17 protein-coding genes are annotated in these 16,918 nt (G+C 68.2%); 9 read left to right on the forward strand and 8 right to left on the reverse strand.

The window, feature by feature from the left end; translation table 11 throughout:
• Positions 1–31 precede the first annotated feature (31 nt).
• From gsiC to VH569_RS24575, 9 genes are all read left to right on the forward strand, one after another.
• Entirely contained in the window at positions 32–952 is a 921-nt protein-coding gene (gsiC, locus tag VH569_RS24535; protein ID WP_423318685.1) for a glutathione ABC transporter permease GsiC, read from the forward strand.
• Complete coding sequence (locus VH569_RS24540) at positions 949–1,836, forward strand: ABC transporter permease subunit (protein ID WP_423318687.1); 888 nt, start codon at positions 949–951, stop codon at positions 1,834–1,836. The genes gsiC and VH569_RS24540 overlap by 4 nt, the downstream gene beginning before the upstream one ends.
• Positions 1,811–2,920 (forward strand): P1 family peptidase, encoded by a 1,110-nt coding sequence (locus VH569_RS24545; protein WP_423318689.1) that lies wholly within the window; start codon positions 1,811–1,813, stop codon positions 2,918–2,920. Before VH569_RS24540 ends, VH569_RS24545 begins: the two co-directional genes overlap by 26 nt.
• The gene (locus VH569_RS24550; RefSeq protein ID WP_423318691.1) at positions 2,917–3,750 is read left to right on the forward strand and encodes a M55 family metallopeptidase; all 834 of its coding nucleotides are present in this window, start codon (positions 2,917–2,919) and stop codon (positions 3,748–3,750) included. The genes VH569_RS24545 and VH569_RS24550 overlap by 4 nt, the downstream gene beginning before the upstream one ends.
• A gap of 11 nt (positions 3,751–3,761) precedes the next feature.
• Entirely contained in the window at positions 3,762–4,733 is a 972-nt protein-coding gene (locus VH569_RS24555) for an isoaspartyl peptidase/L-asparaginase family protein (protein WP_423318693.1), read from the forward strand.
• A 91-nt stretch (positions 4,734–4,824) separates the two neighbouring features.
• A complete protein-coding gene (locus tag VH569_RS24560; protein WP_423318696.1) occupies positions 4,825–5,775 on the forward strand; it encodes a zinc-dependent alcohol dehydrogenase family protein in 951 nt (316 codons plus the stop codon).
• A 36-nt stretch (positions 5,776–5,811) separates the two neighbouring features.
• Entirely contained in the window at positions 5,812–6,234 is a 423-nt protein-coding gene (locus tag VH569_RS24565; RefSeq protein ID WP_423318697.1) for a CopD family protein, read from the forward strand.
• Positions 6,235–6,318: 84 nt separating this feature from the next.
• Positions 6,319–6,798: a VOC family protein gene (locus tag VH569_RS24570; protein WP_423318699.1), complete on the forward strand. Its 480-nt coding sequence runs from the start codon at positions 6,319–6,321 to the stop codon at positions 6,796–6,798.
• Between the two features lie 208 nt (positions 6,799–7,006).
• Positions 7,007–7,957, forward strand: a complete 951-nt coding sequence (locus VH569_RS24575) for a S1 family peptidase (protein WP_423318701.1) — start codon at positions 7,007–7,009, stop codon at positions 7,955–7,957.
• Positions 7,958–8,066: 109 nt separating this feature from the next.
• Here VH569_RS24575 and VH569_RS24580 read toward each other — a convergent pair whose 3' ends face one another.
• The 8 genes from VH569_RS24580 to VH569_RS24615 form a co-directional block, all read right to left on the reverse strand.
• The gene (locus VH569_RS24580) at positions 8,067–9,068 is read right to left on the reverse strand and encodes an ABC transporter ATP-binding protein (RefSeq protein WP_423318703.1); all 1,002 of its coding nucleotides are present in this window, start codon (positions 9,066–9,068) and stop codon (positions 8,067–8,069) included.
• Positions 9,065–10,069, reverse strand: coding sequence for an ABC transporter ATP-binding protein (locus tag VH569_RS24585; RefSeq protein WP_423318705.1), 1,005 nt, complete (start codon positions 10,067–10,069; stop codon positions 9,065–9,067). Before VH569_RS24585 ends, VH569_RS24580 begins: the two co-directional genes overlap by 4 nt.
• A 35-nt stretch (positions 10,070–10,104) precedes the next feature.
• On the reverse strand, positions 10,105–11,163 hold the full coding sequence (locus tag VH569_RS24590; RefSeq protein ID WP_423318707.1) for an alanine racemase: 1,059 nt from the start codon (positions 11,161–11,163) through the stop codon (positions 10,105–10,107).
• 78 nt (positions 11,164–11,241) lie between these two features.
• Positions 11,242–11,625, reverse strand: a complete 384-nt coding sequence (locus tag VH569_RS24595; RefSeq protein WP_149224340.1) for a RidA family protein — start codon at positions 11,623–11,625, stop codon at positions 11,242–11,244.
• 22 nt (positions 11,626–11,647) lie between these two features.
• Positions 11,648–13,252 (reverse strand): N-acyl-D-amino-acid deacylase family protein, encoded by a 1,605-nt coding sequence (locus VH569_RS24600; RefSeq protein WP_423318709.1) that lies wholly within the window; start codon positions 13,250–13,252, stop codon positions 11,648–11,650.
• A 1-nt stretch (position 13,253) separates the two neighbouring features.
• Positions 13,254–14,162, reverse strand: coding sequence for an ABC transporter permease (locus VH569_RS24605; RefSeq protein ID WP_423318711.1), 909 nt, complete (start codon positions 14,160–14,162; stop codon positions 13,254–13,256).
• 14 nt (positions 14,163–14,176) lie between these two features.
• On the reverse strand, positions 14,177–15,118 hold the full coding sequence (locus tag VH569_RS24610) for an ABC transporter permease (protein WP_423318713.1): 942 nt from the start codon (positions 15,116–15,118) through the stop codon (positions 14,177–14,179).
• Positions 15,119–15,318: 200 nt separating this feature from the next.
• Complete coding sequence (locus VH569_RS24615; protein WP_423318715.1) at positions 15,319–16,893, reverse strand: ABC transporter substrate-binding protein; 1,575 nt, start codon at positions 16,891–16,893, stop codon at positions 15,319–15,321.
• Positions 16,894–16,918 lie beyond the last annotated feature (25 nt).

Raw genomic sequence — 16,918 nt, forward strand, 5'->3', positions numbered from 1 at the left:
CTTTTCTCTGCCTACCCAGGACCTCTGCCCCATGCTGAAATATCTCGTCGGCCGTCTTGCCGGCATCCTGCCGGTTCTGCTGGTGATCTCCGTCTTCGTCTTCGGCTTCGTCCATCTGCTGCCGGGCGATCCGGCGCGGCTGGTCGCCGGACCGGATGCGACCCAGCAGGACGTCGAACTGGTGCGCCAGGATCTCGGCCTCGACCAGCCGCTGTGGGTGCAGTACGGACGCTTCCTCGGCAATGCGGTGCAGGGCGAGTTCGGGCGGTCGATGAAGTCCAAGCGGCCGGTGTCGCAGGAGATCGGCGAGCGCTTCATGCCCACGCTCTACCTGACCGTCGTCGCCATGGTGTGGGCGACGCTGGCGGGCCTGCTGATCGGCGTCGCGTCGGCAACGAAGCGCGGGCGCTGGCAGGACCATGTCGGCATGATTGTCGCGGTGTCGGGCATCGCCTTCCCGTCCTTCTGGCTCGGCCTGCTGATGATCGACCTGTTCTCGGTCAAGCTCGGCTGGCTGCCGACCAGCGGCTATGGCACGTGGCAGCATTACGTCATGCCGTCGCTGACGCTCGGCCTTGGCGTCGCCGCGGTGATGGCACGCTTCACCCGTTCCGCCTTCATCGAGATCGCTCGCGAGGATTACGTCCGCACCGCGCGGGCCAAGGGCGTGCCGGCCCGGCTGGTGGTGTGGAAGCACACGCTGCGCAATGCGCTGATCCCGATCATCACCATGGTCGGTTTGCAGTTCGGCTTCCTGCTCGGCGGGTCCATCGTGGTGGAGACGGTGTTCTCCTGGCCGGGGCTGGGCCGGCTGCTGGTGGATAGCGTCAATTACCGCGACTACACCGTCATCCAGGCGGAGATCCTGCTGTTCTCGCTGGAGTTCATCATCATCAACCTGCTGGTCGATGTGCTGTACGCCTTCGCCAACCCCGAGATTCGCTACTCATGACCACGACAGACGCAACCGGCGTGGCCGCCGCGACCCATGAAGCCGTCCGCTCGCCGCTGCGCGAGTTCTGGCGCAAGTTCCGGCGCAACCGCACCGCCATGGCGGCCGGCTTCTGTCTGCTGGCGCTGGTGCTGGCCGCGGCGGCGGCGCCGTGGATCGCTCCCTTCGACCCGGCGGCCTTCGATTACGACCGCATCCTGGAAGGCCCCTCGGCCGACCATTGGGCCGGCACCGATGCCTACGGTCGCGACATCCTGAGCCGCATCCTGTGGGGGGCCCGCATCTCGCTGGCGGTCGGCCTGCTGTCGGTGCTGCTCGGCGGGGTGGCCGGCGTGGCGCTGGGCCTGATCGCCGGCTTCCGCGGCGGCTGGATCGACAGCCTGATCATGCGCGTCTGTGACGTGCTGCTGGCCTTTCCCGGCATCCTGCTGGCCATCGGCATCGTCGCCATCCTCGGGCCGGGCATCGAGAACGTCATCTATGCGGTGGCGGTCTTCAGCGTCCCCGTCTTCGCCCGTCTGGTGCGCGGCAGCACGCTGTCGCTGAAGCGCGCGGTCTATGTCGACGCCGCCCGCGCCATCGGCGTGCGCGACCGGCTGCTGATGGTCCGCCACATCCTGCCCGGCACGTTGCCCAGCGTGATCGTCTATGTCTCGATGCGCATCGGCACCTCGATCCTGACGGCGGCCAGCCTCAGCTTCATCGGCCTCGGCGCCCAGCCGCCCAGCCCGGAATGGGGCGCCATGCTGGCCGACGGGCGCAGCTACATCGGCGTCGCCAGCCATGTCACCTTCTATCCCGGCCTCGCCATCTTCCTGACGGTGCTGGCCTTCAACCTGCTCGGCGACGGACTGCGCGATGCCCTCGACCCGAAACTCCGCTGAGCCGAGTTCCGCTGAGCCGGCAAAGCGCGCGCGGGCCTTCGGGCTCGCCTGCGGCCGGCTGACGCCGGGGCCGCGCAACGCCATCACCGACGTTCCGGGCGTGCGCGTCGGCCATGTCACGCTCGATGAGGGCGCCATCCAGACCGGCGTCACCGCCATCCTGCCCCATGCCGGCAACCTCTACCGCGACAAGCCCGTCGCTGCGGCCGAGGTGCTGAACGGCTTCGGCAAGAGCGTCGGGCTGATGCAGGTGGAGGAACTCGGCGCGCTGGAAACCCCGATCCTGCTGACCAACACCCTGTCGGTCGGCACCGCCTCCACCGCCCTGGTCCGCCACGCCATCGCCGCCAACCCCGACATCGGCCGCAGCACCGCCACCGTCAATCCGCTGGTGATGGAGTGCAACGATGGCCCGCTGAACGACATCCAGGCGCTGGCGGTGACGGAGGCCCATGCCGCCGCTGCGCTCGCCGCCGCGCTGTCGGAAGCGGACGGTGTGGAAATCGCGGTCGGGTCGGTCGGGGCCGGGCGCGGCATGTCCTGCTTCGGCTTCAAGGGCGGCATCGGCAGCTCGTCGCGCCGCCTCAAGCTGGACGGCAAGCGCCATCACCTCGGCGTGCTGGTGCTGGCGAATTTTGGCCGGCCGGGGGAGCTTTGCCTGCCCGACGGCCGCCGCGTCGCTCCGCCTGCGAAGGACGATGCGCCGGAGAAGGGCTCCGTCATCGTCATCGCCGCCACCGACGTGCCGCTCGACCATCGCCAGCTGCGCCGGGTGATCCGCCGCGCCGGGGTCGGGCTTGCCCGTGTCGGCTCGTTCTGGGGCCACGGGAGCGGCGACATCGCGCTGGGCTTCACCACCGCCAACCGCATCGACCATGACGAGCGGGCCGATATCGTGCCGCTGCGCATGCTGAACGAGCGCCGCATCGACGCCTTGTTCGAGGCGATGGCCGACGCGACGCAGGAGGCCGTCCTCGACGCGCTGGCCGCCGCCACGCCGGTGGTGGGCCGCAACGGCGCCACCCGGCCCTGCCTCTCCGACATGCTGATGTCAGACTTACCGATTTCCGGGAGCATTCCGTGAAGATCTACATCTCCGCCGACATCGAAGGGGTGGCCGGCGTGGTCTCCCAGCAGCAGGTGACGCCGGGCAATGCCGAGTACGAGCGCGCCCGCCGCCTGATGACCGCCGAGGTCAATGCCGCCATCGACGGCGCGCTGGCGGCCGGGGCCAGCGAAATCCTGGTCAACGACAGCCACGGCCCGATGGTCAACCTGCTGCCGGACGAGTTGCACCCGGCCGCCGAACTGATCCTCGGCCGGCCCAAGCCCATCGGCATGTTCGCCGGGCTGGAGCCGGACACCGCCGGGGTGATGTGCGTCGGCTTCCACACCTCGGCGCGCCAGTACGGCATCCTCGCCCACACCACCAACAGCTTCGCCTTCGGCCGCGTCCGGGTGAACGGGCTGGAACTGGGGGAGGCCGGCAATTACGGCGCCTATGCCGGCGAGATCGGCGTGCCGGTGATCCTGCTGAGTGGCGACGACCGCTTCGCCGCGGAGATGGCCCCGCTGTTCCCCGACGCCGAACAGGTGGTGGTCAAGCAGGCGCTGGGCCAGCGCGCCGCCCGCTCCGTCGCGCCGTCGGTCGCCCGCGACCGCATCCGCGAGGCGTCGGCCCGCGCCGTCCGCCGGGCGTCCGGCATCCCGCCCTTCCGCGTCCCGCCGCAGGCCGACGGCGCGCCCTACCGGCTGGAGATCGAGATGAACAGCCCGGCGCTGGCCGATCTGGCGTCGCTGATCCCGGTGTCGGAGCGGCTGGACCCCGTCACCATCCGCCTGCCGGCCGCCAGCATGGCCGCCGCGCTCGGCTGGATCAACACCCTGTCGGCCATGTCGGCCACCCTGCGCTGAGACCCGCCCCCATGACCCTTTCGCACCCGCAGCCCTTCGCCCTTGCCATCCATGGCGGCGCCGGCACCATCAAGCGCAGCGCCCTGACTCCGGCGCTGACCGAGGGCTACCACGCCGGCCTGCGCCGGGCGCTGGCCGCCGGGCACGATGTGCTGGCCGACGGCGGCAGCGCGCTGGATGCCGTGACATCCGCCGTGATGGCGCTGGAGGACGAGCCGCTGTTCAACGCCGGCCGCGGCGCCGTCTTCACCGCCGAGGGCGTGCAGGAGATGGATGCCGCCATCATGGATGGTCGCGACCGCGGCGCCGGTGCGGTGGCCGGGCTGTTCGGCCCCCGCAACCCCATCCTGGCCGCCCGCGCGGTGATGGAGCACAGCGAGCATGTCCTGCTGATCGGCGAGGGCGCGCTGGATCTCTGCCGCCGCCAGGGTCTGGCGATGGAGGAGGCCCCCTATTTCTTCACCCAGCCGCGCTGGGACGCCCTCCAGGCCGAGTTGGAGCGCCGCCGCTCCGGCACCCCAGAAGACAACTCCGATGGGGGCGCCGACCAGCGCCGCCACGGCACCGTCGGCGCCGTCGCCCGCGACCGCGACGGCAACCTCGCCGCCGCCACCTCGACCGGCGGCATGACCGCCAAGGCCAGGGGCCGGGTGGGCGACAGCCCGGTGATCGGCGCCGGCACCTTCGCCGACAACATCACCTGCGCCGTCTCCGCCACCGGCCATGGCGAGCATTTCATCCGCCGCTGTGCCGCCCACGAGATCGACGCCCGCATGCGCTGGGCCGGCCAGACCCTGGAACGCGCCGCCGGCGACGTGGTGGACGAGCTGGGCGTGATCGGCGGTTCCGGCGGCCTGATCGCCATCGACCGCGACGGCCGGGTGGCGCTGCCCTTCAACTGCTCCGGCATGTACCGCGGCGCCATCGGGCCGGAGGGGCTGCCGATGACCGCGATCCACCGCGAGGAGTTCCGCATCGGCTGAGGCCAGTCCCCTCTCCCCCGCTGGACAGGCGGGGGCCGGCGTCCCACGTTGCTGCTTCATCAGTGCAACAGCCGGAACGGAGGATGGCGTCATGCGGGCGATGGTGATTTCGCGGTTCGGCGGTCCCGACGTGTTCGAACTTCAGGACCGGCCACGGCCGGTGGCGGGGCCGGGCGAACTGCTGGTGCGGGTGGTGGCGTCGGGCACCAACCCGGTGGACGCCAAGATCCGTCAGGCCGGAAGCTGGGCCGGCATCCCCTTCCCGGCGGTGCTCGGCTATGACGTGTCGGGCGTGGTGGAGGAGGCCGGCCCCGGCGTGACCGGCTTCAAGGCCGGCGACGAGGTGTTCTACACTCCGGAGATCTTCGGCAATCCCAACGGCAGCTATGCCGAATACACCGTCGCCGCCGCGTCCATCGTCGCGCACAAGCCGCCCAGCCTCAGTCACGTCGAGGCGGCGGGCATCCCGCTGGCCGGCGGCACGGCGTGGGAGGCCATCGTGCGGCGTCTGGCGGTGCGGCCGGGCGAGACGGTGCTGATCCATGGCGGGGCCGGCGGCGTCGGCAGCTTCGCCATCCAGTTCGCCAAGGCGGCCGGCGCCCGCGTGCTCGCCACCGCCAGCAAGGCCAACCACGAGGCGATGCGCGACCTCGGCGCCGACGTGACGCTCGACTACCGCGACACCGACGTGGTGGACCAAATCCTGCGCGAGGCGGGCGGGGCGGGGGTGGACGCGTCCTTCGACACCGCTGGCGGCAATGTGCCGCTGAGCACCCAGGTCACGCGTCCCTTCGGCCGCATCGCCACCATCCTGCCGCCGACCGGCGACCTGAACGCGCTCTATGTGAAGAACCAGACCCTCTACGGCACCTTCCTGACCCGCGAGGGCGCCCGCCTGCGCGAGATGGCGCCGCTGTTCGTGCGCGGGCAGGCCAAGGTGATCGTCGATGCCGTCCTGCCGCTGGAAGAGGTCGGCAAGGCGCATGAACGGCTCGATTCCGGCCACGGCCGCGGTAAGATCATCCTGCAAGTGGGCGCCTGACGCGAGGTCGGGCCGGGCTTTTGAAGGGCTGTCGTGGTGTATATCTGGCTTATCGGGCTGCACGTCACGGCGGTGACGCTCTGGATCCTGGGGATGTCCGCCACCGCCATCCTGATCAGCGCCCTGGACCCCATGACCGCCGCCGAGGAAGGACCGGCCCGCCTGCTGCGCGCCGCCGGCCGCTGGGAGCGCCGCGTCACCTCCCCGGCGATGGGGCTGGCGTGGCTGTTGGGCATCACGTTGGTGGTGGTCGGCGGCTGGGGTTTCGAGCCCTGGCTGGTGGCGAAGGTGATCATCGTCACCGCCCTGTCCGCCCTGCACGGCACACTCGCCGCCGGGCTGCGGCGGCTGGGCGAACCGGGTGCGCGGCAGGTGTCGCCGCTTCTGCGCTTCTCCCCGCTGGCGGTGATCGCCGGGGCCATCGCCATCGTGACGCTGGTGGTGGTGAAGCCTTATTGAACACGGTATGGTGTCGGACTGGGAGGGGCCGGCCTCTTTGACCCCGCGCCCGGCCGGTTCGGTTTCAGTGCGAAAGGACCCGCCATGGCCGTCGCCAAGACCACGATCTGCCTCTGGTTCGACAAGGACGCCGAGGACGCCGCCCGCTTCTACGCCGCGACCTTCCCCGACAGCGCGGTGACCGCCGTCCACCGCGCCCCCGCCGACTACCCGTCTGGCAAGGCGGGCGACGTTCTGACGGTGGAGTTCACCGTCGCCGGTCTCCCCTGCCTCGGCCTGAACGGCGGCCCGACCTTCACGCACAGCGAGGCCTTCTCGTTCCAGTTCGCCACCGACGACCAGGAGGAGACCGACCGCTATTGGACCGCCATCGTCGGCAACGGCGGTCAGGAGAGCGCCTGCGGCTGGTGCAAGGACCGCTGGGGCATCTCCTGGCAGATCACGCCGCGGGTGCTGACGGATGCGCTGGCGGCGGGCGGGGAGGAGGCCAAGCGGGCGTTCGAGGCGATGATGGGGATGACGAAGATCGACGTGGCGGCGATTGAGGCGGCTCGGCGGGGGTGAGGGGGGTAATCAATGATTGATCTTTTATTGGTCTAAATTGCATCGTAGGCTAATAGATTATTTATTCTCAGTAAAATTCAATTCAGGCAGCAATGATTCATTGAGGGTGCAATGTTTTTGAATAATCAGTTGCATTGATTGGGCTGTGGTGATTAAGATTCTATTTGCATAATGCCTTGATCCATATCTTAAACAATGGTGGCGGATAATGTGTGCATCATCGCTTAAGTTTGCTACAGAGATAAATTTCTCTGATAGAGATTTTGTGGATTTGGGTTTTCACGAGACGCAAACGGGAGTCCTTCCGCTTGTGCATGTTAAGAATGGTGTTATCCGACCCCTTGGGACTTGCTTTTCTATCACTAATGATGGCCTTTGCATGACCGCTCGTCATGTAATCGAGGAGGGTGTTCAGGCTCCGGATGGCATTAGTTATAAAGATTTGGACGAGAAGGAAGATGGATATTTTGGGGCTCTCTACATTTCTAGTGAAGAGCACCCTGAGAATCCGGACCATATATTGGGAGGGTTCCTCCCGATGGACAAAGTATATTTTTGCAATGGATTGGATATCGCTCTGTTCAAACTGAAATTGCCAGTCAATGAGCTTACAGGGGAGATGCTGAGATTTCCCCTACACCAATTGCGCTTGAGTCTTCCTGGGGTTGGAGAACCCTTCTTCAGTCTCGGTTATCGGACTATGGACTGGCAAAAAGGCATGGTCGAGAATGGCTATGATGTTAGCCACAAGTACTCTGCTTCGCGTGGGCAAGTAGAAGAGCTTCATGCTGGAGGTCGAGATAGATCAATGCTTCCCTACCCTTGCTTCCGCACTTCCGCTCGGCTCGATGGTGGAATGAGTGGGGGGCCGCTAGTCGATAATTTTGGACGTGTCTTTGGCGTCGTATGCTCGTCATTTGGAACTGCTTCTGATGATGGGTACATATCTTATGCATCTCTGATTGGACCGGCCATGGCTATGACGCTTGAAGTTGCTGACGAGGTCGGTGGTGAAGTGCGAAAAGCATTCTTATGGGAGCTTGTTGAAGGTGGCGCAATTTTGGCGGATCAGCGAGGATTTGAAGTTAATCGCGTAGGTGATGAGATTAAGATCGTGCTCGGGCAGTCACTTGCATTGAATTCAAAGCTTGGTGCGTGATGAAGCAATACTTTATTAAGAGGCAGAATTTCTAGATATTTCCGTTTTGCACAAATTTTTTAATGCCCCTATTAGAGGAAATTGCCCCTATTAGAGGAAATTGCTCGTCTCACCCCACCCCCACATCATCCCGAATGCACGCTACCGAATGCCCCGGCGCTACCTCGCGCAGCGTCCGGGCTTCCGGTTCCGCACAGGCCGGCAGGGCGAAGGGGCAGCGGGTGCGGAAGACGCAGCCGGACGGCGGGTTCATCGGGCTCGGCACGTCGCCGTCCAGCAGCATGCGGGACTTCGGCGCGTCGGGGTCCGGGTCGGGGGCGGCCGACAGCAGGGCCATGGTGTAGGGGTGGCGCGGGCGCTCGTAGAGGCTGTCGCTCGGCGCGATCTCCATCAGGCGGCCGAGATACATCACCGCCACCCGGTCGCTGATGTAGCGCACCACCGCCAGATCATGGGCGATGAACAGCACCGCCAGCCCCAGCTCGCGCTGCAAGTCGCCCAGCAGGTTGACCACCTGCGCCTGCACCGAGACGTCGAGCGCCGACACAGGCTCGTCCGCCACGATGAAGTCGGGTTCCACCGCCAGGGCGCGGGCGATGCCGATGCGCTGGCGCTGGCCACCGGAGAATTCGTGCGGGAAGCGGTCCATGGCGTCGGCGCTCAGGCCCACTTTCTCCAGCAATGCTGCCACCCGGTCGCGGCGGTCGGCGCGGGTGCCGATGTTGTGGATCGTCAGAGCCTCGCCGATCACGTCGCGCACGCGCTGGCGCGGGTCGAGGCTGGCATAGGGGTCCTGGAAGACGATCTGCATGCGACGGCGCTGCGCCCGCATCTCCGCCGTCGGCAGACCGGTGATCTCCTGCCCGTTGAAGCGGATGGAGCCGCCGGTCGGCTCGATCAGCCGCAGGATGCTGCGCCCGGCGGTGGTCTTGCCCGAGCCGGATTCGCCGACCAGCCCCAGCACCTCGCCGCGGTTCAGGTCGAAGGACAGATCGTCCACCGCCTTCACCCAGCCGACCGGCCGTTGCAGCAGCCCGCCGCGCACGGGAAAGCGCTTCTCCAGATTGCGGACGCTCAGCAGGGGCTGTTCGGTAACGGTATCGATGCTCATTGCACGTCTCTCCAGCGGCGGCAGCGGGCGGAATGGTCGGGGCCGACCGGCTCCAGCACGGGTTCGGCGGCGAGGCAGGCGGGTTCGGCCAGCGCGCAGCGCGGGGCGAAGGTGCAACCGGCCGGGCGGTTCACCGGGCTCGGCACGCTGCCGGGGATGGCGTAGAGCCGGCCGCCGTCGCCGCGGCGCTGGCCCAGATGCGGCATGCAGGCCAGCAGCCCGCGGGTGTAGGGGTGTTTCGGCGATTTCAGCAGGGAGCGCACATCGCCTTCCTCGACGATGCGGCCGGAATACATCACCACCACCCGGTGCGCCACTTCGGCCACCACGCCCAGATTGTGGGTGATGAACAGGATCGAGGTGCCGGTCTCCTCCTGAAGCCGCCGCATCAGATCGAGGATCTGCGCCTGGATGGTCACGTCGAGCGCGGTGGTCGGCTCGTCGGCGATCAGCAGGGTGGGGCGGCAGGCCAGCGCCATGGCGATCATCACGCGCTGACGCATGCCGCCCGACATCTGGTGCGGATACTCGTCCAGCCGCCGCTCCGCCGCCGGGATGCCGACTTTCTTCAGCATGGCGAGCGCCTCGGCCCGCGCCGCCCGGCGGTCGAGACCCTGGTGGTAGCGCAGCGCCTCGCCGATCTGGTCGCCGACGGTGTAGACCGGGTTCAGCGAGGTCATCGGCTCCTGGAAGATCATGCCGATCTCGTTGCCGCGGACGCTGCGCATCGCCCGCTCGCTGAGGCGGGCGAGGTCGCGCACCTGGCCGTCGCGGCCGCGGAACAGGATCTCGCCGCCGGCGATGATGCCCGGCGGCGACGGGATCAGCCGCATCGCCGACAGGCTGGTCACCGACTTGCCGCTGCCGGATTCGCCGACGACGGCCAGCGTCTCGTTGCGGCGCACGGCGAAGGACACGCCGTCCACCGCCTTCGACACGCCGGGATCGGCGGTGAAGTGGGTTTGCAGGTTGCGGATGTCGAGCGTGAGGTCAGCGTCCATGACGGGATCCCGGAGCTTGGGCTATCTGAGACAGATCAGCGGGTGCAGCCGCGCGCCGGCACCGGCCAGTCGCCGACGACCTCGCCGTTGCGGGTGATCGCCATGCGGTCGTGCAGGTTGGTCACCACGCAGACATGGTTGGGCAGGATGCGGACGCGGTCGCCGATCTGCGGCTTCGCCGCGCTCCGGCTGAGGTCGACCACCGCATGCTCCTCGTTGACGCGGACGATCACCGCGTCGGGATAGTCGAGGATCAGGCCGAACCCTTCGCCCACCGACGGGGCGACGCGGTCGCTCGACAGCGTCTTGCTGCCGCAATCCAGAACAGCGCGGTCGGCAGTCGGGCGGCTGACCACGGTGGCGTGGACGTGCACGGCGCATTCCTCCAGCGTCGCCACCCCGGCGCCGACGGTGGCGCGGTCGTGGTAGATGTAGGTGCCGACGCGCAGCTCGGTCACGCCGGGAAGCTCGTGGGTGTCCCAGCAGCCGGGGGTGCCGCCGACCGACACCGTCTCCACTGCGATGCCGGCGCCCTCCAGCAGGGCGCGCGTCTCGGTGACGAAGGGCACGGTGCGGGGGCCGCGCGGGTAGGTCATCAGGCCGCGGAAGCGGGTCAAGCCATTGCCGGCGGCGCGGCGGGCCAGCGTCAGCACCTCGTCCGGGGTCTGCACGCCGCAACGGCCGTCGCCGCTGTCGAACTCCACCAGGATGCCGATCTCGACGCCGGCCTCGGCCGCGGCGGCGGCCACGGTGTCGAGGGCGACGGCGTTGTCGAGCGCCACCGTCAGTTTGGTCTTGCCGGCCAGCTCCGCCAGCGGCGAGACCTTGGCGGCGCCGACGATGGGGTAGGTCAGCAGGATGTCGGCGCAGCCGGCCTCGGCCATCACCATCGCCTCGCTGATCTTCTGGCAGGTGATGCCGACGGCGCCCAGCTCGATCTGGCGCAGCGCGAACTGGGGAAGCTTGTGGGTCTTGATGTGCGGGCGCAGCGCCAACCCGTGCCGGTCGCAATAGGCCTGCATCTTGGTCAGGTTATGCTCGACCCGGTCGAGGTCGATGACGGGGACGGGGGTGTCGAGATCGTCGACGCGCATGGGACCGCTCCGGAACACGAATTCGGGGAATGGGCCGATCCCGGCAACGGAGCCATGGGATCGGCCTTGCACTGAATGTTACGCCGTCGGCAGGACGGCGATGCAGTCGATTTCGACCTGGATGTTGTTCAGCTGGCAGCCGATGGTGGTGCGGGCCGGCGGCTCGGTCGGGAAGAACTCCGAATAGAGCGCGTTGTATTCCTGGAAGCGGCCGAGATCGCTGAGGTAGCTGTTAACCTTTACCACATGGGCGAGGTCGGTGCCGGCGGCCTTCAGGATGATCTCCAGGTTGCGCAGGGTCTGGCGCACCTCGCCGGCGAAGTCCTCGGGCAGCGCGCCGGTCTCCGGATGGTGCGGCCCCTGGCCCGACACATAGACGAAGCCGTTCGCGACGATGGCGTGGCTGTACTGGCCGGCGGGCTTCGCACCCTTTTCGGCGAAGATCGGCTTGCGGTTGGTCATTCGGTCCTCACAGGTTGAAAGATCAGGTACGGGCCAGGGCCTTGCCCGGACGCGCACCGGTGTGACCGCCGTCGCGCAGGACGAATTGTCCGGCGACGAGCACGTCGGTGATGCCGTGGGGCGGGCGCGTCGGATTCTGGAAGGTCGCGCAGTCCGCCACGTCGGCGGTGAACAGGGTCAGGTCGGCCACCATGCCCGGCCGGATCAGCCCGCGGTCGGACAGGCCGAAGCGCTGGGCCGGGACGGCGGTCATGTGACGCACGGCATCCTCCAGCCCCAGCCCGCCCTCGCCCCTGATGGCGCGGGCGAGATAGCGCGGGAAGCTGCCGAAGGCGCGCGGGTGCGGCTTGCCGGTCTCGCGCGGCAGCCCGTCCGACCCCAGCATGTGCAGCGGGTGCGACAGCGCGGTCTCCAGATCGGCTTCGGCCAGCTGGAACATGACGATGTTGGTGCGGCCGCGGTCGGCGCGGATCAGGCGGACCAGCGTGTCGAAGGGCTGTTCCTTCGCCACATCGGCGATCTCGGTCAGCGACAGCCCTTCCAAGTCACGCAGGTCATCCGCCGAAACGCCGCCGATGCGGACATTCTCCCAGCCGATCAGGCGGATCTTGGATTCCCAGCCGGCATCGTTCGGCGCCTCGCCGTCCTCCACCGCCCGGCGCAGCGCTGCCAGCCCGTCGGCATCGGCCATCCGCGCCAGCAGCGCCTCGACCCCGCCCGCCAACGCCGACGGCGGCAGCAGTTGCAGGATGGTGCTGGAGCCGGCCGGGTAGGGGTACATGTCGAAGCTGACGTCGGTGCCGCCCTTGCGGGCGATCTCCAGCCGCTCCACCGCCCGCGGCAGGCTGCCCCAATAGGGCTTTCCGGCGGCTTGCAGGTGGGAGAGCAGGCCGCTCGCCCCGCCGGCCTTCAGCAGATCGAGGAACTCGTCCACCGAGGCGATCAGCCCGCCCTCATAGGAGCGGACATGGGCGGTCAGCAGCGCGCCATGCTCCGCCACCACCTCGGCCAGCCGCACCAGCTCGGCGCGGTCGGCCCAGGCGCTGGGCGGATAGACGAGGCCGAGCGACAGGCCGTGCGCGCCCTGGCGCAGCTGGTCCGCCAGCAGTGCCGCCATCGCCTCGCGCTCTTCCGTCGTGGCGGCGCGGTTCTGCCAGCCCATGACGGCGAGGCGGAGTGCGGCGTGCCCGACCAGCGAGACGAGGTTGATGGCGGTGCCGCGCCCGTCGAGCGCCGCCCGGTAGCCGGCGAAGTCGGCGAAGGTCTCCTGGTCCGAGACAGTTCCCAGCAGGTTGCCGAAATGCTCGCGCAAGGGGTCGCCGCTGTCGGGGCTCTGCGGGTAGAGCCCGAAGGAGCAGTTGCCGACCACCACGGTGGTGACGCCCTGCGCCACCTTTTCCGGCCGGCCGGGCTGGCGCAGCTGGATCAGGTCGTCGTGGCAATGGGCGTCGATGAAGCCGGGGGCGAGGAAACGGCCCTGCGCCTCCAGCGGTTCGGCATCGGTTGCGTCCAGCATCGGGCCGACTGCGGCGATGCGTCCGCGCTCCACCAGCACGTCGGCCGGGAACCAGGGGGCGCCGGTGCCGTCGATGACGCGGGCGCCCTTGATGAGGAAGGTGGCGTTCATCCTACTTCGCCTTCTGGAGCCGGGGGTCGAGTGCGTCGCGCAGCCCGTCGCCGACGATCTGGAGCGACAGCACGGTCAGGACGATGGCGCAGCCGGGGAACAGGATCAGCCAGTCGGCCTGCTGGAAATACTGCTGGGCGCTGGCGATCATGTTGCCCCAGGTCGGGGTGGTCGGCGGCACGCCGACGCCGAGGAACGACAGCGCCGCCTCCGTCAGGATGGCGTAGGCGAAGATGAAGGTGGCCTGCACCAGGATCGGCGACATCAGGTTGGGCAGGATGTGCAGGAAGACGATGCGCGGGGTCGACGCGCCGAGCGCGGTCGCCGCCTCGATGAAGGGCATCTCGCGCACCACGAGGCAGGCAGCACGGACCACGCGGGCGACGCGCGGCGTGTAGACGATGCCGAGCGCCAGCACGACGTTGTAGAGCGACGGCCCCAGCGCCGCCATGAAGGCGATGGCGAGCAGGATGTCGGGGAAGGCCATCAGCGCGTCGGTCAGCCGCATCAGCAGGCCGTCCAGCGGCCGGATATAGCCGGCGGCGAGGCCGAGCAGCGTGCCGAGCACCGTCGCCACCACCACCACCAGCAGGCCGACCAGCAGCGACAGCCGGGCGCCCAGCATCACGCGGGACAGCACGTCGCGGCCATACTCGTCGGTGCCGAACCAGTGGGCGGCGGTCGGCGGCTTCAACCGGCCGAGGATGTCCATCTTCGCCGGATTGAACGGGGTGATCCACGGCGCCAGCAGCGCCACCGCCAGGATCGCTGCCATGACCAGGAAGGACAGCACCACCAGCCGGCGGCGGAACAGCTGGCGCAGCAGCAGGGCGGCCGGCGACCGGCTGTTCCCGGCCTTGGCGGAGGAGGGAAGGGGGACGTTGCCGTGACCGGCGGGGACGCTTGCCATGGAAACCCTCCCTCTCAATAACGGACCCGCGGATCGACTACGGCGTAAAGCAGGTCGACCGTCAGGTTGATCAGCACATAGATGGCGGACACCACCAGCAGGGCGCCCTGGATCACCGGATAGTCGCGGCGCAGCACGGCCGACACGATCAGGTTGCCGACGCCGGGCAGGCCGAACACGGTTTCCGTCACGATGGCGCCGGCGATCATCACCGCGGTGGTCAGGCCGATCACCGTCAGGATCGGGATCATCGCGTTGCGCAGCGCATGCTTCAGCACGACGACCAGCGGCGGCAGCCCCTTGGCCCGCGCGGTGCGGACGTAATCGTGGCTCATCACGTCCAGCATGCTGGTGCGGGTGAAGCGCAGGATCAGCGCCGAGTTCGGAATGCCGAGCGCGATGGCGGGCAGCACCAGATGGCGCATGCGTTCCAACAGGTCGGCGTCGGGCGGGCCGTAGCCGGCGACCGGGAACCAGGCATGGTCGACCGCCAGATACTTGATCAGCGTCAGCCCGATCCAGAAGCTGGGGATGCTGGCCGCCAGCATGGCGAGCCCGACCGCGGTCTGGTCGACCAGMCCGCCGCGCTTGGCCGCCGACAGGATGCCGACCGGCACGCCGATCAGCATGGCGATCCCCACCGACATCATGGTCAGCAGCCCGGTCAGTTCCGACCGTTCGGCCAGCGCCTGCGCCACCGGGCGGTTCAGGAAGATGGAGTCGCCGAGGTCGAAGCGGACGATCTGCCCGAGATAGAGCAGGAACTGCGTCAGCAGCGGTTCGTCGAGCCCGAGCCGGCCGCGCAGCGCCGCGATGTCGTCCGGCGTGGCGGAGGAGCCCAGCATGACGGCGGCGGGATCGCCCGGCACGACGCGGGCGATCAGGAAGACCACCATGGCGACGAGCAGCATGACGACCATCATGCCGGCGAACCGGCGGACGATGTAAACGAGCATGGTTGCGGTCCCGGACCGAGGGGAAGCACAGAATTCCCCTCTCCCGTCCCGGGAGAGGGAGGGGACCCACGAAGTGGGGAGGGTGAGGGGCGATCCGGACATGGATCATCGATCCTTGCCATACCCCTCACCCTTCCCACCGCTTCGCGGCGGGCCCCTTCCCTCTCCCGAGGCGGGAGAGGGAATTACCAAATCGCCCCTCAGCCCTTCAGGTCGGTGTTCCAGAAGAACGGCCAGGGCGTCGGGGTGTAGCCGGTCAGCTTGTCGCTGCTGGCGGCGAGGTTGTAGAACTCGCCGACCTTGATGCTCGGCACCTCGCTGTAGAACAGCGACTGCAGGGTCACCCACTTCGCCTTGCGCGCCGCAGGCTCCATCTCGCGGTTGAAGGCAGCCAGCGCCTCCTTCTTGGCCGGGCTGTCCCACCAGCCGGGATAGCTGGGGTTCAGCACGGTGATCAGCGACGGCTCCGGCACGAAGGTGTGGTAGGTGAAGAAGGCATCCCACCCCTTGTCGTCGCCGCGGCGTTGCAGCAGCGTCGCCCAGTCCAGCACCTGGAGGTCGACCTTGAAGCCGGCGAGTTCGAGCTGGGCCTGGGCCACCATGCTCATCTTGTACAGGAACTCGTACTGCACCGAGGTCATGATGCGGATCGGCTCGCCCTTGTAGCCGGCGGCCTTCAGCAGCTCCGCCGCCTTGCCGGCCGCATGGTCGGCGTAGGGCTTGGCGCTGGCCGCATCGTAATAAGGCGTGCCCTGGGCGTAGATCGACCCCTCCGCCTGGACGAATTCGGGATCGCCGAAGCCGGCCAGCAGCATGTCGTTCGGCTCCAGCGCCGCCAGGACCGCCTGGCGCATCTTCGGGTTCGCCATCACGCCGGTCTTGGTGTTCATGATCATCAGCGGGAAGCCGAACGGCTTGACGATCACCGGCTTGACGCCGGCCGCACCCTTGATGCGCGGCAGGGTCTCCGCCGGCAGGCTGTCGGCGAACTGGTACTGGCCGGCCAGGACGCCCGACACGCGGGTGGCGGCGTTCGGCACCGGCACGAAGCGGACTTCGCCGATGTTGGCCTTGCGGCTGCCGGCATAGCCGCTGGGCGCGCCGGCGGGCGAGGCGTAGGTGTCGTGGCGCACCAGCCGGATATACTGGTCGGGCTTGTGCTCCAGCAGCTTGTAGGGGCCGGTGCCGATCAGCGACTTCAGGGCGCCCGGCCCGTCGATCACCGATTTCGGCACGATGGCGGCGGCGCCGTTGTTCATCGCCAGCAGGGCGGTCAGCGGCGCGAAGGGCTCCTTCAGCGCGATGACGACGGCGTCCGCACCCTTGGCGGCGATGCTCTCCACCAGCGGGGCGACGGTCTTGCCGCGCGGCGAGGCCTTGGTCCAGTGGTCCAGCGAGGCGACCACGTCGTCGGCCGTGACGGTGCTGCCGTCATGGAAGGTGACGCCGCTGCGCAGCGGGATGGTGTAGGTCTTGCCGTCCGCCGACACCTGCGGCAGGGCCGAGGCCACCAGCGGGGCCAGCTTCCAGTCGCCGTCGAAGGTGAACAGCGTCTCGAACATGTGCTGGGTGATGATGCTGACGAGGTCGGACGTGGTGCCGACCGGGTCCAGCGTCGGCGGCTCGCCGATGGTGGCGACTGTGACGACCGATGCGCCGCCCTGCTGGGCCTGCGCAGGGGTTGTCCAGCTTCCGAGAATTCCAGTGGAAAGCCCGCCTGCGGCCAGCGTCGTGCCGAGGGCGGTGTTGAACAGACGTCGCGTGATCCCTGTCATTTCCGTCTCCCGAACCGTTTGTCCG

The organism is Azospirillum sp. 11R-A (assembly GCF_049472615.1).
GTDB classification, from domain to species: domain Bacteria; phylum Pseudomonadota; class Alphaproteobacteria; order Azospirillales; family Azospirillaceae; genus Azospirillum; species Azospirillum palustre.

Coding starts and splice junctions, on each gene's coding strand:
- gsiC (WP_423318685.1), top strand. CDS start 32: ATGCTGAAATATCTCGTCGGCCGTCTTGCCGGCATCCTGCCGGTTCTG.
- VH569_RS24540 (WP_423318687.1), top strand. CDS start 949: ATGACCACGACAGACGCAACCGGCGTGGCCGCCGCGACCCATGAAGCC.
- VH569_RS24545 (WP_423318689.1), top strand. CDS start 1,811: ATGCCCTCGACCCGAAACTCCGCTGAGCCGAGTTCCGCTGAGCCGGCA.
- VH569_RS24555 (WP_423318693.1), top strand. CDS start 3,762: ATGACCCTTTCGCACCCGCAGCCCTTCGCCCTTGCCATCCATGGCGGC.
- VH569_RS24560 (WP_423318696.1), top strand. CDS start 4,825: ATGCGGGCGATGGTGATTTCGCGGTTCGGCGGTCCCGACGTGTTCGAA.
- VH569_RS24570 (WP_423318699.1), top strand. CDS start 6,319: ATGGCCGTCGCCAAGACCACGATCTGCCTCTGGTTCGACAAGGACGCC.
- VH569_RS24575 (WP_423318701.1), top strand. CDS start 7,007: ATGTGTGCATCATCGCTTAAGTTTGCTACAGAGATAAATTTCTCTGAT.
- VH569_RS24580 (WP_423318703.1), bottom strand. CDS start 9,068: ATGAGCATCGATACCGTTACCGAACAGCCCCTGCTGAGCGTCCGCAAT.
- VH569_RS24585 (WP_423318705.1), bottom strand. CDS start 10,069: ATGGACGCTGACCTCACGCTCGACATCCGCAACCTGCAAACCCACTTC.
- VH569_RS24590 (WP_423318707.1), bottom strand. CDS start 11,163: ATGCGCGTCGACGATCTCGACACCCCCGTCCCCGTCATCGACCTCGAC.
- VH569_RS24595 (WP_149224340.1), bottom strand. CDS start 11,625: ATGACCAACCGCAAGCCGATCTTCGCCGAAAAGGGTGCGAAGCCCGCC.
- VH569_RS24600 (WP_423318709.1), bottom strand. CDS start 13,252: ATGAACGCCACCTTCCTCATCAAGGGCGCCCGCGTCATCGACGGCACC.
- VH569_RS24605 (WP_423318711.1), bottom strand. CDS start 14,162: ATGGCAAGCGTCCCCGCCGGTCACGGCAACGTCCCCCTTCCCTCCTCC.
- VH569_RS24615 (WP_423318715.1), bottom strand. CDS start 16,893: ATGACAGGGATCACGCGACGTCTGTTCAACACCGCCCTCGGCACGACG.